This window comes from Microbacterium sp. MYb66 (genome assembly GCF_002979435.1).
Taxonomy (GTDB): domain Bacteria; phylum Actinomycetota; class Actinomycetes; order Actinomycetales; family Microbacteriaceae; genus Microbacterium.
In genome coordinates, this window is record NZ_PCOV01000001.1 from 464419 (window position 1) to 478870 (window position 14452).

Genomic DNA, 14452 nt, shown 5'->3' on the forward strand with positions numbered 1-14452 from the left:
TTATCAAGCTCCGATAAACATCGGATGTTCAGCTTGCGGCCCCTTGCGAAGTATGAAAGCGTAACTTCATACGAAATCCTACTAGGTTAATTCGAACATCGAAATAACCTGTTCCCTTCCAGGAGGCATTCAATGAAGAAGTTGCGTGTAGGGGCTGTGGTCGCCGTCGCCGGCGTCGCAGTCGCGATGACGGGCTGCGCGAGCAGCAGCGGCAACGGCGGTTCCGCCGACGGCGACACCATCGTCGTCGACATGTGGGCGGGCAGCGAGTCCGACGTCGACGCCCTCGAGGCTCAGGTCGCCTTCGCCCAGGAGCAGAACCCCGACATCAAGATCAAGCTGCAGACGTCGCCGTGGAGCGACTTCTTCACCAAGCTCACCACCAATATGGCCAGCGGGAACATGGCCTGCGTCACCGGCATGAGCGGTGCACAGCTGGGCGGCTACACCGGCGGTTTCCGCGAGCTGAGCGCCGACGACCTCAAGACGGCCGGCATCGACTGGGCCGAGTTCAACCCGAGCGCTGACGGCATCCTCAGCTTCGAGGGCAAGGTCTACGGCGTGCCCTTCGACGTCGCCACCATGCTCGTCTACTACAACCAGGACATGCTCACCGCAGCGGGCGCCGCCACCCCCGAGATCGGCTGGACGTTCGACGACTTCGACACCATCGCCGCCGACGCGACGAAGGACGGCAAGTACGGCTTCGGCATGGGCATGGGTGGCTACCAGTGGATGTCGATGCCGATCGCGTACTCCGCGACGCAGCCGGCCTCCGAGGACGGCACCCTGCACATCGACGAGAAGGCCTTCGTCGACGCGTCGACGTGGTACGCCGAGCTCGTCACCGAGAAGAAGGTCGCGGCCCCCGTGGCCTCGGCGTCCGACACCGGATGGGGCGAGAACCAGTACACGGGTGCGAACGCCGCCATGGCGGTCGACGGCACGTGGAACGCCGTCACCTACCTGAACAACGAATCCGGCTTCGCCGCCGGCATGGTTCCGCTGCCCGCCGGAGTCGACGGCAACCCGGGCCCGATCCTCGGCTCCGGCTACGGCATCTCCGCGAACTGCGAGAACCCCGAGGCCGCGCTGAAGGTCATGGGGTCGCTGCTGGGCGAGGACGCACAGGACTACATCGCGTCCTCCGGCCGTTCGTACCCCGCGCGCACGTCGTCGCAGCCGCTGTACTTCGAGTCGATCGACGAGCAGTACCGCGACCAGGTGCAGTCCGTCTTCGAGGCCGCGTTCGGCGACACCGTGCCGCTGTACATGACGAAGAACTGGCAGAAGCTCGACAGCTACATCCAGCCCAACCTCGTCAGCGTCTACAACGGCCAGATGACGATGGAGGAGCTGCTGTCGAACGCGCAGGCGCAGTTCGGCGAGTGATCCGGCTCCGGCCACCACAGCAGTAACAGAGAAAGAAACTGAGATGACGATCACGACGAGACGTCGAGGATCGCTCGCCAAGGTGGAGGCCCGTCAGGCGCTGGGATTCGCAAGCCCAGCCCTGATCGGCCTCGCCGTGTTCACGATCGTGCCCGTCGGGCTCTCGATCGTGATGAGCGTCTTCGACTGGCCGACCTTCGGCGAGCGAAGCTTCAACGGGGTGGACAACTACGTCAAGCTGTTCACCAGCAGTCCGGACTTCTGGCCGGCGCTGCGCAACTCGGCGGTGTACACACTGCTCTACGTCCCGTTGAGCGTCGCTCTCTCGCTCGTGCTCGCCCTCGGTCTCGGTTCACGGATCCGCGGGCGCGGCGCGCTGCGCGTGCTCTTCTTCATCCCCGTCGTGACCCCCATGGTCGCGAACGTGCTGGTGTGGAAGATGATGCTGCAGCCCCAGGGACTGTTCAACGGCCTGTCGCAGACCTGGTTCGGCATCGAGCTGCCCAACTTCCTCGCCGACCCCTCGTGGGCCATGATCATGGTCGTCGTCATGAGCGTCTGGCAAGGACTCGGCTACAACATGCTGATCTTCTCCGCGGCTCTCGAGCAGCTTCCCGAGAGCGTGCTGGAGGCCGCCAGTATCGACGGCGCCAAGGGGCTCCGGCGGGTCTGGAGCATCATCATCCCGATGATCTCGCCGTCGATCTTCTTCGCGACGATCATGACGATGATCACCTCCCTGCAGGTCTTCGTGCAGCCGCAGATGCTCACCGGCGGTGGCCCGGGCAACGCCACGAAGCCCCTCGTCATGTACATCTGGGAGCAGGGTTTCACCTTCGGCGACCTCGGCCTCGCCGCCGCCGCCGCCTGGATCCTCTTCGCGATCATCATCGCGATCACGGGTCTGCAGTTCGCCGCGCAGAAGAAGTGGGTGCACTATGAGCACTGAGACACTCGTCCGACCCGCCGGCCCCAAGGCCCGTTCCGATCGCGAGCGCGAACGCGCGCGCGGTGCGGCCACGACTCCCGGCGCACGCGTTCGGCTGATCCTGGCGCACGTCGCGATCTACGTCGCGGCGCTGATCTTCATCTCGCCACTGATCTACGCCTTCTTCTCGGCCCTCAAGCCGAACTCCGAGATGTTCTCGATGCCGCCGACGCTCGTCGGGTCAGAGCTGCGCTGGAGCAACTTCGTCGACGTATTCGCCTACGGCCCGTTCCTGACGTACATCATGAACTCCTTCATCGTCGCGATCCTCGGCACGCTCGTCGTGCTGATCGTGTCGACCACGGCCGGATACGCGTTCGGCCGGCTGCGCTGGAAGGGCCGCGACGCCGTCTTCGTGCTCTTCCTCGCGACTCTCATGGTGCCGGCCGAGGTGCTCGTCATCCCGATGTTCCAGGTGATGCAGTGGTTCGACTGGGTCGACACCTACCAGGCGCTGGTCCTGCCGTTCGCGTTCGGGGCGTTCGGCACCTTCCTGATGCGGCAGTTCTTCCGCGGCATCCCGTACGAGCTCGAGGAGGCCGCGCGCGTCGACGGCGCAGGCCCGGTGCGCTCGTTCCTCCAGATCATCCTGCCCCTGTCGAAGTCCGCGGTCGCCGTGCTGGCCGTGTTCACCTTCCTGTCGTTCTGGAACAGCTACCTGTGGCCGCTCATCGTGACGGTCGACTACAACGCGCACGGTACGCTCCCCGTCGGGCTCGCGAGCTTCGCGGGACTCACCGGCACGCGCTGGGACCTCCAGATGGCAGCGGCGATCATCTCGATGATCCCGACGACCCTGCTCGTGATCGTGCTGCAGAAGCACCTGGTCAAGGGCATCGCGATGGCAGGACTGGGCGGGCGCTGAGCATGATCGGTCAGGAACACGGGACCACCATGTCCATCGAGCACCACTCGCCACCCGGCGCAGGGCTGATCGGGATCGACATCGGCGGCACCAAGATCGCCGCCCTGCTCGTCAGCGGTGACGGGGCGGTGCTCGCCAGAGGAAGCGTTCCGGCGCCGGCCGCTCTCGGAGGCGCGGCGATGGCCGATGCAGCCGCCGGTCTCGCTCGCACTCTCGCCATCGAGGCCGATGTGCCGCTCGCCGCTGCAGGAGTGGGTGCCGCCGGCGTCATCGATCACGAGACCGGCACCATCCGCGCCGCCTCCGCGACATTCGTCGGATGGGCGGGCTTCCCGCTGGCCGACGAGCTGGAGGCGCGACTCGGAGTCCCCGTTCGCGTGGAGAACGATGTGAACGCCTTCCTCCTGGGCGAGGCCGCGGCCGTGGGGCGGACCGAACGGGATGTGCTCGGCGTCATGCTCGGCACCGGCGTCGGCGGCGCGCTCCTCATCGATGGGGAGCTCCACCACGGACCACACGGCGCTGCAGGGGAGATCGGGCACACGCCGGGCTACAGCCAGCTGGTGTGCACGTGCGGTCAGGTCGGACACCTCGAGACGCTGGCGTCCGGAACCTCGATCGCGCTGCGCTATCAGGAGCGCACGGCCGGCCCCGCACTCGACGCCAGAGACGTCGCGGATCGAGCGCGCGATGGCGACGCGGACGCGATCGCTGTGTTCCATGCCGCCGGTCGCGCGGTCGCACTCGCGTGCGCCAGCGCCGCGACGATCCTCGACCTGCCCTGTGCGATCGTCGGGGGAGGGGTGGCCGCCGCCTGGGACCTCCTCGAGCCCGCGATCGCGCGAACGCTGCGCACGGACTCGCCGGTCTCGGGTATCCCTCTGCGCATCATCCCCGCCGTCCTCGGTTCCGACGCCGTCGCGCTCGGCGCCATCGAGACCGCCCGTCGTGCCCTCGTGCCGGCGGCCCCGCACTGAGATCGACTCGCACCGACAAGGAGCACATCACGTGACCGCACGTCCCGAAGCCCACGAGATCTGGATGGGGCCCCTTCCGCCTGTCGAGACCGGCGGACTGCCGAGGCCACGGATCGGCATCGGCGGGATCTCGATCGAATCGAGCACCTTCTCGCCCCACATCTCGGGAGACGAGGCCTTCACCGTCCGGTCCGGGGAGACCCTGCGGTCGTACTACCCGTTCCTCGACGACGGGCGCGAGCTCGCCTCCGCGGCGGAGTGGGTGCCTCTCACGCACGGCCGCTCTCTGCCCGGCGGGGCCGTGGCGGCGGAGACCTACCGCCGGATGAAGGATGCGATCGTCACCGGCATCCGGGAACAGGGCCCGTTCGACGGCTTCTTCTTCGACATCCACGGCGCGATGAGCGTCGTCGGCATGGACGATGCCGAGGGCGACCTCGCTCTCGCGGTGCGCGCGGCGCTCGGCCCCGACACGCTCGTGTCGACGTCGATGGACCTGCACGGCAACGTCTCGGAGGTCTTGCGTGACGCCGTCGATCTCCTGACCTGCTATCGGATGGCGCCGCACGAGGACTGGATGAACACCAAGGAGCGCGCGGTGTGGAACCTGCTCGCCCGGCTGCGGGGACCTCACGGCGCAGACCCCCTGCGCCGTCGTCCGTACTCGGCGTGGGTGCCGGTCCCGGTGCTGCTCCCCGGAGAGAAGACGAGTACCCGGTTGGAGCCCGCGCGCAGCATCTACGCGCAGCTCCCCGAGATCGAGGCGCTCCCGGGTGTCGTCGACGCGTCGGTGTGGATCGGCTACGCGTGGGCGGATGAGCGGCGCTGCCAGGCGTACGTCGTGGTCACTGGTGACGATGAGGACCTGATCGCCCGCGAGGCCGAGCGGGTCGCCCGGATGTTCTGGGACGCGCGCGAGGACTTCGTCTTCGTGGCCGAGACCGGCACGCTCGACGAGGCGCTGGAGAGGGCGCTCGTGCCTGGCGCGGCGCACCCGTACCTGATCTCCGATTCGGGAGACAACCCGACCGCGGGTGGGGCGGGCGATGTGACCTGGACGCTGGCGCACCTCCTCGAGCGCGCCGAGCTCACCGACGGCAGCCGCACCACTCTGGTCGCCTCGATCTTCGACCGGGACGCCGTCGCTCGGGCGGTCGACGCCGGTGTCGGCGCCACGGTCACGCTCGACGCGGGCGCCCGGATCGATGCCGGACCCCACGGCCCCGTGGCGATCACCGGCAGCGTGTTCTCGATCACGGAGGGCGACCCGGACGCGGGCACTCAGGTCGTGATCGCCGTGGGAGGCCTGCACGCCATCATCACGGAGCGCCGCAAGCCGTTCCACCATCTGTCGGACTTCCGGATGCTGGGCCTCGAGCCCACGACCGCCGACATCGTCGTGGTGAAGATCGGCTACCTCGAGCCCGAGCTGTACGAGCTCGCGCAGGGGTGGACTCTCGCTCTCACGCCCGGTGGCGTGGACCAGGACCTCCTGCGTCTCGGCCACGACCGTCTGCAGCCCGGCGTCTACCCGTTCGACCCGGACGGGACCCCCGACCTGACGGCTGTGGTCGTCCGCCGCGATTCCTCCGAGGAGCAGAACGCATGATGAACTTCGAGAAGCGCACCGGCCCGGACTTCGGGGCCGACGCTCCCGTGTATCCGACGCAGGGTGTGCCCGACTGGTACCGCGACGCCAAGCTCGGCTTCTTCGTCCACTGGGGCCTCTACTCGGTGCCGGCATGGGCCGTGCAGCACGGCGAGGGCGTGAACATCCCGACGGAGGACGCCTATGCCTGGCACCAGTACGCCGAGTGGTACGGCAACACGGTCCGGATCGCGGGCAGCCCGACGTGGGAGCGGCACCAGCAGCTGTTCGGGCCGGGCACGTCCTACGAGGACCTGGCCGACCGGTGGGACGCCTCGGTGTTCGACGCGGATGCCTTCGTCGGTGAGCTCGTCGGCGCAGGCGCGAAGTACATCGTGCCGACGACCAAGCACCACGAGGGCTTCTGCCTGTGGGACACCGCGACGACCGGATTCAACGCGGCCGCACGCGGTCCGCGCCGCGACCTGATCGCCGAGTTCCACGCCGCCACGCGGCGCGCCGGCGCGAAGTTCGGTGTCTACTACTCGGGCGCCCTCGACTGGCATGTGAGCGACTTCCCGGCCATCGAGTCCGACACCGACCTCTTCCGATTCCGTCGCAACGATGCCCACTTCGCGCGCTACTCGGCTGCGCAACTCGACGAGCTCGTGTCGCGGTTCTCCCCGGACCTGCTCTGGAACGACATCGACTGGCCGGACGGCGGCAAGGGGCAGGACGAGTACGCGGTCGCCGCCCTCCTGGGGCGGTACTTCGACGCCGTGCCGGAAGGAGTGGTCAACGACCGCTGGGGTGTGCCGTACCACGGCTTCCTCACGCGCGAGTACACGGACATCCCCGAGATCATCCCCGAGCCGTGGGAGTCGACCCGCGGCCTCGGGTACTCGTTCGGGTTCAACCAGGCCGAGGACGAGCGGCACTCGCTCTCCGGCGCTGAGCTGATCAGGCTGCTCGTCGACGTCGTGGCGAAGAACGGCAACCTGCTGATCAACGTCGGCCCCGCCGCGGACGGCTCGATCCCGGAGCTGCAGCGTCGTGCGATGCGCGAGCTGGGCGTGTGGCTCGAGGCGAACGGCGACGCGATCTACGGCACGCGGCCGTGGATCCGGATGGGGGAGCGTACCGGCGCCCCGCGGCGCTACACGACTACGGGATCGACCGTGCATGTGCACGCGCTCGACCCGAGCACGGGTGAGGTCGAGCTGCCCGACGAGCTCCGGGCATCAGACCTGCGCTGGGCTGACGGCAGCGTCGTCGAGCGGTCTGCCGATGACAGGGCGATCGCGGTGATCCCCGCCGGTCTGCGCAGCGAGCCGGTCGCGGTCCTGTCCGCAGGCTGAGACGGATCGGATCGCGTGGGCGAGGGCCTTCCCGAAGTCGGGAGGGCCCTCGCCGTGTCGTGGTGATCAGGGGCGACTGAGCTCCTCGAGCACTTCGATCACGTGGCGGTACGGCCGGCCGGTGGCGCGCGTCATGCCGATCTCGCAGGTGCGGTTCGCCGAGACGAACGCGTCGAATCCGCCGCGCGCGCTCTCGGCGTCGGCGATCTCGGCGGACTCCTGGGCGGTCGCGCTGGCGGTCAACTCCGGATGCAGCATCCCGCGGTCGCCGGCGAAGGCGCAGCATCCCCAGCCTTCCGGGATGAAGACGTCCTCGGCGACGGCTTCGGCGATCGCCGTCAGCGCTCCGGTCGCTCCGAGAGCGGTCGTGGAGCAGGTCGGATGCACGGCGACCGTGGGGAGCTTCGCCGACACGCTCAACCGCGGCAGCACCTCGCGGGCGACGTAGGTCGTGGCGTCTTCGATCCGCAGCCCTTCGTAGCGGGGATTCTTCGCCACGGACTGCGCGAGCATCACATCGAGCCCCTCGGTGCAGGAGGCGGCGTCGCAGACGACGGGGAGCTCCCCGTGGCGGCTCGCCTCCCAGAGCGAGTCCAGCACCCGGTCCGACATGAGCGCGTAGCCGTCGAGATGTCCCTTCGACTTCCAAGGGGTGCCGCAGCACAGCCCGCCGTTCTCTTCGGGGATCACGACCGGGATGCCCGCACGGTCGAGCAACGCGCGCAACGCATCCCGAGACCCCTGACCCTCGCCTTCTGCCCCGAACATCGTGCCGATGCAGGCTCCGAAGAAGACGGCCTTCGCGTCGCCCGGCGACTCGGGGCGGGGCGGTTTCGAGCCACCGTGGGGGAGACCGCCGTCGTAGAGCGGCACGGTGTCGGCGCCCAGGACGGCACGGCCGAGGTGCGTCACGCCGCGCACGAGCGGCGCAGGGAGGGCGTCGGCGACGGTGAGCGCGACCCCTCCGGCGCGGGTGACGATGCCCCAGTGCTTGGCCGCGGTGCCCCAGACGGCTCCCTCGACCGCATTCGACTGCTCGGCCCGAAGGCGCCGCACGAGATCGCCGGTGTTGATGTCGACCGGACACGCCACGCCGCACATGCCGTCGACCGCGCAGGTCTGCACGCCGTCGTAGTCGTAGTCCTTCTGCAGGTCGTGCAGCAGCTCGGTGTCGCCCTGCTCCTCCGCCCAGGCCATGTCACGGCGGATCACGATGCGCTGGCGAGGGGTGAGCGTGATGCTCTTGCTCGGACAGGTGGGCTCGCAATAGCCGCACTCGACGCAGCGGTCGACCTCCTTCTCCACCGTCGGCACCCGCTTGAGGTCGTGCAGATACGAGTCGGGGTCGTCGGAGAGGACCACCCCGGGATTCAGGATGCCGTCTGGATCGAGGAGGCTCTTGATCTCCCACATCATGTCGGTGAGCTCGTCCCCGTACTGGCGACGCACGAACGGCGCCATGATGCGCCCCGTGCCGTGCTCCGCCTTCAGGGAGCCCTGCTGCGAGAGCACCAGGTCGACGAGGTCATCCGTGAATCGCCGGTAGCGCGCGACGCTGGTGGCGTCGTCGAAACGTTCGTTCAGCAGGAAGTGCACGTTTCCGTCCTTGGCGTGTCCGAAGATGACCGAGCCCTCGTAGCCGTGTTCCGCGAACAGCTCGATGAGTCGTTCGCAGGTGTGGAGCAGGCGCGGAACGGGCACCACGATGTCCTCGAGCAAGGCGGTGGTGCCGGAGGGCCGGGCGCCGGCCACGGCGGTGTAGAGCCCCTTGCGCACGTGCCACAGGGCAGCGCGTTCCGCAGCGTCGGTGGTGAGCCGCGGGGCCACCGCGAGCGGCAGCGCCTCGAAGTGCGCCTGGGCCGCGGAGCTCGCTGCGGCGAGGCTCTCCGCGTCGGCGGCGTGCACCTCCACGAGCAGCGCGGCGTGACCTCGGACGTCGATCTCGGCGATGGCCGCCGGAACGTCGCTCAGCCCCTGCGCGACACGCAGGGAGGCGGCATCCAGCAGCTCGATCGTGGCGAGTCCGAGCCGGGTCAGATCGGGGAGTGCGGTCATCGCGGACGAGAGGGTCTCGAACACGAGGAGCCCGGTGGCGATCGACGGCCGCACCTCGATCGTGCGGAAGCGCGCCTCGGCCACGAACGCGAGGGTGCCCTCCGAGCCGATGATGAGGTGCTCGAGGATGCGCACCGGATCCTCGAAGTCGAGCAGGGCGTTGAGGCCGTACCCCATGGTGTTCTTCATCGAGAACTGCTGACGGAGGAATGAGACGTGCTCCGGCGAGTCCAGCAGCCGCGCGCGCAGGGAGAGCAGGCCGTCGACGATCTCGGGCTCGGCCTCGCGCAGCACCTCGTCGGCGTCGGAGCGGCCGGTGTCGAGGATCGTGCCGCTGGGCAGCACGATCGTCATGGATTCGATGGTCTGATACGAGTTCTCCACGATCCCGCAGGCCATGCCGCTGGAGTTGTTGGCGACGACGCCGCCGATCGTGCAGGCGATCTCGCTGGCCGGATCGGGACCGAGCTTGCGGCGGTATCGGGCGAGTCGGGTGTTGACCTGGCGGACGGTCGCTCCGGGCCCCACTCGGACGGCACCTCCGTCCTCCTCCACGCGGATGTCGCGGAAGTTGCTGCGCGTGTCGACGAGGATGTCGCCGCTCACACCCTGTCCGGACAGGCTCGTGCCTCCGGAGCGGAAGGTGAGCGTGCGACCGGCAGCGCGGACGGCGCCGAACGCGCGTGCGACGCCCTCGGCATCCGCGGGGGAGAGCACGGCGTCCGGGATCAGCAGGTAGTGGGAGGCATCGTGCGCACGGGCGAAGCGGTCGATGGAGCGGGAATGCACCTGCGTCGTCGACCCCAGCAGTGCGGGGTCCAGCGGTTCGGCGAGTGTGGTCGGCACGGTGCTCCTCTGCTCCGTCGAAAGATTGTCAGACAAGTGTACCGACTCGATGGTGCTTCGATAGGCTGATCGCATGACCGTGACCTCGGAGGCCCCGCTCGGGATCGTCGGCGTGGTGGATGCCGTGACCGCCCAGCTGCGTGGACGCATCCTCAGCGGGGAGATCCGATCCGGCGCCCCCCTCACCGAAGCGGCTGTCTCGCAGACCTTCGGCGTGGCACGGCCGAGCGCGAAGGCGGCGATCGAGCAGCTCGTCGCCGCAGGCCTCCTGGTGCGGACCGCTCACCGGAGCGCCCGTGTCGTCGGCATCGATCCCGGCACCGTTCGCGACGTCTACCGAACGCGAGCGCGACTGGAGAGCGCGGCTCTCCGCGACCTCGCGGCCGACAGGACCGTGCCGCAGGCTGCACTCGATGCCAACGCCGAGATCCTCGCGATGCCCCCGGGCCCGGACCCTGCGACGGTCGACCCGGACCTGCGGTTCCACACCGCGCTCATCGACGCGCTCGAGAGCGATCGCACGGGCCGCATGTATCGGAGCCTCCTCGACGAGGTGCGGCTGTGCATGGCCCAGGTGCAGGGGCGGCGGCTGCTCGATGCGGCGGCGATCGCCGCGCAGCACGCGGATATCCTCGACGCGGTCGCGTCAGGCGACGGGCAGCGTGCAGCTGCTCTTCTCGACGCTCACCTCTCGTCGGCCGAGGAGAGGCTCGTGGAGGCGCTCGGCGCGGATTGACGCCGAGCCGTTCGTCACTCGGCCGGTGCTTCCTCGACCTCGATCGGGGCCTCGGCAGGGTCGGCCCACTCCGGTGCCGGAAGCACGGTGTCGACCTGTCCGGCCTGGATGGCCCGAAGAGCGTCGGCGATCTCCTCGTCGTTCTCGGGTACGGGCAGGTCGCAGGCGCGCAGCTCCGACGCGAACTGGAGAGTGAGTCGGTTCTTGCCGGCCTCCACCGCCTCCGCCGTCGTGCCGGTGCGGATCTCGCTCCCGGTCTGGATCGCCGGGACCTCGTCGCACACGTGGTACACCTTGCCGCCGTCGACCCAGACGACCTCGTCCTTGCCGAGGAGCTGGATCACCGCGGACTGATCGGCGGTGTACTGCTCGACGGACGGCGGGTTGAAGTCGACGCCGACGAAGACGGCGAGAGCCGCGAGCAGGACGCCGACGATGCCGGCCGTCGTCTTCTGCCCCTTGTCCATGTCCTTGTTCAGGAAGATAAGGATGACGAGCGGGAGGAATGCGACGATCGCGATGATCGCTCCGAGCTGGTTCTGCACGAAGAACCGCACCTTGTCGGATCTGCGAGCAGGGTCGAGGCGGTTCGCCTTCTTCCAGAGCACCGATCCGGTGATCGAGAGGGCGGCGATCACGACGAGCAGCACGAGAAGGGCGATGAATGCCCACTGCGGGAACTGCGCGGTGACGCCGTGCTCCTCCAGGAGGCCGGTGTCGGGATCGCGCACGAGGGTGCCGTCCTCGCCGACGAACACGCGCTGGCGCAGGAGCCAGAAGATGCCGACGGCCTCGCCGACGATAGCGAGCGCCCAGAGGGTTCCTGCGATCCAGCGGAAGCGCGTGGCCTTGGTCTTGGCCTCAGGCGTCGGCACCCAGCCGACGGGGGGCTCCGCGTTGATGCCGCCCTTCGCGGACGGTTTGACGTCGGCGTTCGTCTTGTCGCTGTCGGCCACGGTGCTCCCTTTCCCCTCCGATGCCCGCCGTTCCGGCTCAAGGCAACCCCGAGCCTAGTGGACGGGGTGTCCTACGCTGGGGGCATGACCTCCGATTCCGACGACTCCCTGAGCTGGGACGGCGACGAGCCCGAGACAGCGAGGGAACGCGCTCTCCCCGAAGGCTGGAATGCCGTGGGCAAGGGCAGCGACGACGTGGGGACGATAGAGGAGGACGGCACCGTCACTCCCGCACACCCGGAGCAGCCGGTGGGCCTGAGCACGCCGATGCTGCTTCTGATCGGCGTGGTCGGCGGCGTCTACCTCCTCTACACGATCGGGTGGATCGTCGGTGGGCTGCGTCTCAAGCCGCTGGCATCGTTCCTCGTGTCCGACGTGATGTTCCTGCCCTGGTTCGTGCTGGCGATCGCGGCACCCGCCCTGTGGTTCCTCGCGAGCTGGGTGCTCACGCGGGGGAGGGCGGCGTGGATCCGCGTCGCCGTCCTGCTCGCCGGCATGGTCCTGCTCGTTCCCTGGCCCTTCGTCACCGTGGGGGTGATCGGATCATGACCGTGTCGCAGAATGCTCAGCCGGTATCTGCCGGCTCTCCGCGCTGGATCGTCGGACTCGTCATCGGACTCGCAGGACTCTTCTACGCCTACGCGGTCTGGAACGCCGTCGCGCATCTGATCACGATGGCGCAGACCGGCCTGACCGGCGGAGGCTGGGCGACGCTGCTGTTCGGCGTGGTCTTCCCCGCCATCGTCTTCGCGTTCGCCTTCGCGATCGGCCGGCGCCGCAGGGTGGGCGAACTCGCCCTCGTCTTCCTCGCCGGCCTCGGCATCGTCGCGGTGTTCTGGATGAGTCTGATCGCACTGAGTCTGACGCTGCCCAGCGCCTGACGCGGTCCCGCTCGGCGTCACACGGCACGGAGCGCTGCGGGCGCTCGGGTAGAGTTGTCGCGATCGCGCCCCCATGGTGTGCGGCGCATCGGCCCCTCCCGCCTGCCGCGCTGCCCCGAAGGATCCACTGTGCCGAAGCCCGTCGTGCTCATCGCCGAAGTACTCTCTCCCGCCACGATCGAGGCCCTGGGCCCCGACTTCGACGTCCGTGACGTCGACGGCACCGATCGCGAGGCGCTCTTCGCGGCTCTTTCGGACGCGGACGCCGTCCTGGTCCGTTCGGCGACCCGCATCGACGAGGAGGCGCTGACCCACGCGCCGAAGCTGAAGGTCGTGGCCCGCGCGGGAGTCGGGCTCGACAACGTCGACATCAAGGCGGCCACGGCTGCCGGTGTCATGGTCGTGAACGCGCCGACCTCGAACATCGTCTCGGCCGCCGAGCTCACGGTCGGGCACATCCTGAGCCTCGCCCGTCGCATCCCGGCCGCGCACGCGTCGCTCTCCGCCGGTGCGTGGAAGCGCAGCTCCTTCACCGGCGCCGAACTCTTCGAGAAGACCGTCGGCATCATCGGCCTCGGGCGCATCGGCGCCCTCGTCGCGGCACGCCTCGCGGCGTTCGACATGCGTGTCGTCGCGTACGACCCCTACGTCACGTCGGCGCGTGCGCAGCAGCTCGGCGTGCAGCTCCTCTCTCTCGACGAACTCGTCGCCGAGTCCGACTTCCTCACGATCCACATGCCGAAGACGCCCGAGACGACGGGCATGATCGGCGCCGAGCAGTTCAAGGCCATGAAGCCGACCGCCTTCGTGGTGAACGTCGCCCGCGGCGGGCTGATCGACGAAGAGGCTTTGCACGCGGCCCTCGTCGCCGGGGAGATCGCAGGTGCCGGCCTCGACGTCTTCACGTCCGAGCCCCCCGCGGAAGGCGGCACCGCGCGGCCGCTCCTCGAGCTCCCGAACGTCGTCGTCACGCCGCACCTCGGCGCGAGCACCGAGGAGGCGCAGGAGAAGGCCGGCGTCTCCGTCGCCCGCTCCGTGCGTTTGGCGCTCGGCGGAGACCTGGTTCCGGATGCCGTGAACGTCGCCGGCGGCGTGATCGACCCGTACGTGCGTCCCGGCATCTCGCTGGTCGAGAAGCTCGGTCAGATCTTCGCCTCGCTGGCCACATCGCCGCTCACGAGCCTCGACGTCGAGGTGCACGGCGAGCTCAACGACTACGACGTGAGCGTGCTCAAGCTCGCCGCGCTCAAGGGCGTCTTCACGAACATCGTCAGCGAGACCGTCTCGTACGTCAACGCGCCGCTCCTCGCCGACCAGCGCGGCATCGCGGTGCGCCTGCTCAAGGACGACGTGAGCGATGAGTACCGCAACGTCATCACGCTCACGGGTGCGCTGTCCGACGGCTCGCAGCTGTCGGTGTCCGGCACCCTGACCGGTCCGAAGCAGGCCGAGAAGCTGATCGGCATCAACGACCACGCGCTCGAGCTGCCGATCGAGAAGCACCACGTCGTGATGCTGTACACCGACCGCCCCGGGATCGTGGCCGTGTACGGCCAGAAGTTCGGCGAGGCCGGCATCAACATCGCAGGCATGCAGATCGCGCGGCAGGCGGCCGGGGCTCAGGCGCTCAGTGTGCTGACGCTGGATTCGCCCGTCTCCGACGAGCTGCTCGACGACGTGCGCGACGCGATCGACGCCGACCTGTTCCGTCAGATCGAGATCACCGAGGTCTGATCGGCAGCGACACGAGAGAGGGCGGGAGCGCGATGCTCCCGCCCTCTTCGTCTTCGTCTTCGTCTGCGTGTGCGAC

General features: G+C 68.8%; 12 protein-coding genes. 10 read left to right on the forward strand and 2 right to left on the reverse strand.

Annotation, left to right across the window (positions count from 1 at the left end; translation table 11 throughout):
* The first annotated feature begins 132 nt into the window (after nt 1–132).
* The 6 genes from CQ045_RS02190 (at nt 133) to CQ045_RS02215 (ending at nt 7168) form a co-directional block, all read left to right on the forward strand.
* Nucleotides 133–1392, forward strand: a complete 1260-nt coding sequence (locus tag CQ045_RS02190) for an ABC transporter substrate-binding protein (protein WP_258130925.1) — start codon at nt 133–135, stop codon at nt 1390–1392.
* 43 nt (nt 1393–1435) lie between these two features.
* Complete coding sequence (locus CQ045_RS02195; protein ID WP_105721042.1) at nt 1436–2341, forward strand: carbohydrate ABC transporter permease; 906 nt, start codon at nt 1436–1438, stop codon at nt 2339–2341.
* The gene (locus tag CQ045_RS02200; protein WP_105721043.1) at nt 2331–3245 is read left to right on the forward strand and encodes a carbohydrate ABC transporter permease; all 915 of its coding nucleotides are present in this window, start codon (nt 2331–2333) and stop codon (nt 3243–3245) included. Before CQ045_RS02195 ends, CQ045_RS02200 begins: the two co-directional genes overlap by 11 nt.
* 29 nt (nt 3246–3274) lie before the next feature.
* Nucleotides 3275–4222, forward strand: a complete 948-nt coding sequence (locus CQ045_RS02205; protein WP_258130926.1) for an ROK family protein — start codon at nt 3275–3277, stop codon at nt 4220–4222.
* A gap of 64 nt (nt 4223–4286) precedes the next feature.
* A complete protein-coding gene (locus tag CQ045_RS02210) occupies nt 4287–5831 on the forward strand; it encodes a M81 family metallopeptidase (protein WP_308737002.1) in 1545 nt (514 codons plus the stop codon).
* Entirely contained in the window at nt 5828–7168 is a 1341-nt protein-coding gene (locus CQ045_RS02215) for an alpha-L-fucosidase (RefSeq protein WP_105721046.1), read from the forward strand. The genes CQ045_RS02210 and CQ045_RS02215 overlap by 4 nt, the downstream gene beginning before the upstream one ends.
* A gap of 66 nt (nt 7169–7234) precedes the next feature.
* Here CQ045_RS02215 and CQ045_RS02220 read toward each other — a convergent pair whose 3' ends face one another.
* Nucleotides 7235–10069: an FAD-binding and (Fe-S)-binding domain-containing protein gene (locus CQ045_RS02220; protein ID WP_105721047.1), complete on the reverse strand. Its 2835-nt coding sequence runs from the start codon at nt 10067–10069 to the stop codon at nt 7235–7237.
* A 73-nt stretch (nt 10070–10142) separates the two neighbouring features.
* Here CQ045_RS02220 and CQ045_RS02225 point away from each other — a divergent pair, with 73 nt between their 5' ends.
* Nucleotides 10143–10805: a GntR family transcriptional regulator gene (locus tag CQ045_RS02225; RefSeq protein WP_105721048.1), complete on the forward strand. Its 663-nt coding sequence runs from the start codon at nt 10143–10145 to the stop codon at nt 10803–10805.
* A 14-nt stretch (nt 10806–10819) separates the two neighbouring features.
* On the opposite strand, the gene CQ045_RS02230 is transcribed toward CQ045_RS02225, so the two are convergent.
* A complete protein-coding gene (locus tag CQ045_RS02230) occupies nt 10820–11761 on the reverse strand; it encodes a hypothetical protein (RefSeq protein ID WP_105721049.1) in 942 nt (313 codons plus the stop codon).
* A gap of 84 nt (nt 11762–11845) precedes the next feature.
* Here CQ045_RS02230 and CQ045_RS02235 point away from each other — a divergent pair, with 84 nt between their 5' ends.
* The 3 genes from CQ045_RS02235 to serA all read left to right on the forward strand — a co-directional run bounded on the left by CQ045_RS02235 (nt 11846) and on the right by serA (nt 14376).
* A complete protein-coding gene (locus tag CQ045_RS02235; protein WP_181156410.1) occupies nt 11846–12310 on the forward strand; it encodes a hypothetical protein in 465 nt (154 codons plus the stop codon).
* On the forward strand, nt 12307–12642 hold the full coding sequence (locus tag CQ045_RS02240; protein WP_105721051.1) for a hypothetical protein: 336 nt from the start codon (nt 12307–12309) through the stop codon (nt 12640–12642). Before CQ045_RS02235 ends, CQ045_RS02240 begins: the two co-directional genes overlap by 4 nt.
* 129 nt (nt 12643–12771) lie before the next feature.
* The gene (serA, locus tag CQ045_RS02245) at nt 12772–14376 is read left to right on the forward strand and encodes a phosphoglycerate dehydrogenase (RefSeq protein WP_105721052.1); all 1605 of its coding nucleotides are present in this window, start codon (nt 12772–12774) and stop codon (nt 14374–14376) included.
* The last annotated feature ends 76 nt before the right edge of the window (nt 14377–14452 follow it).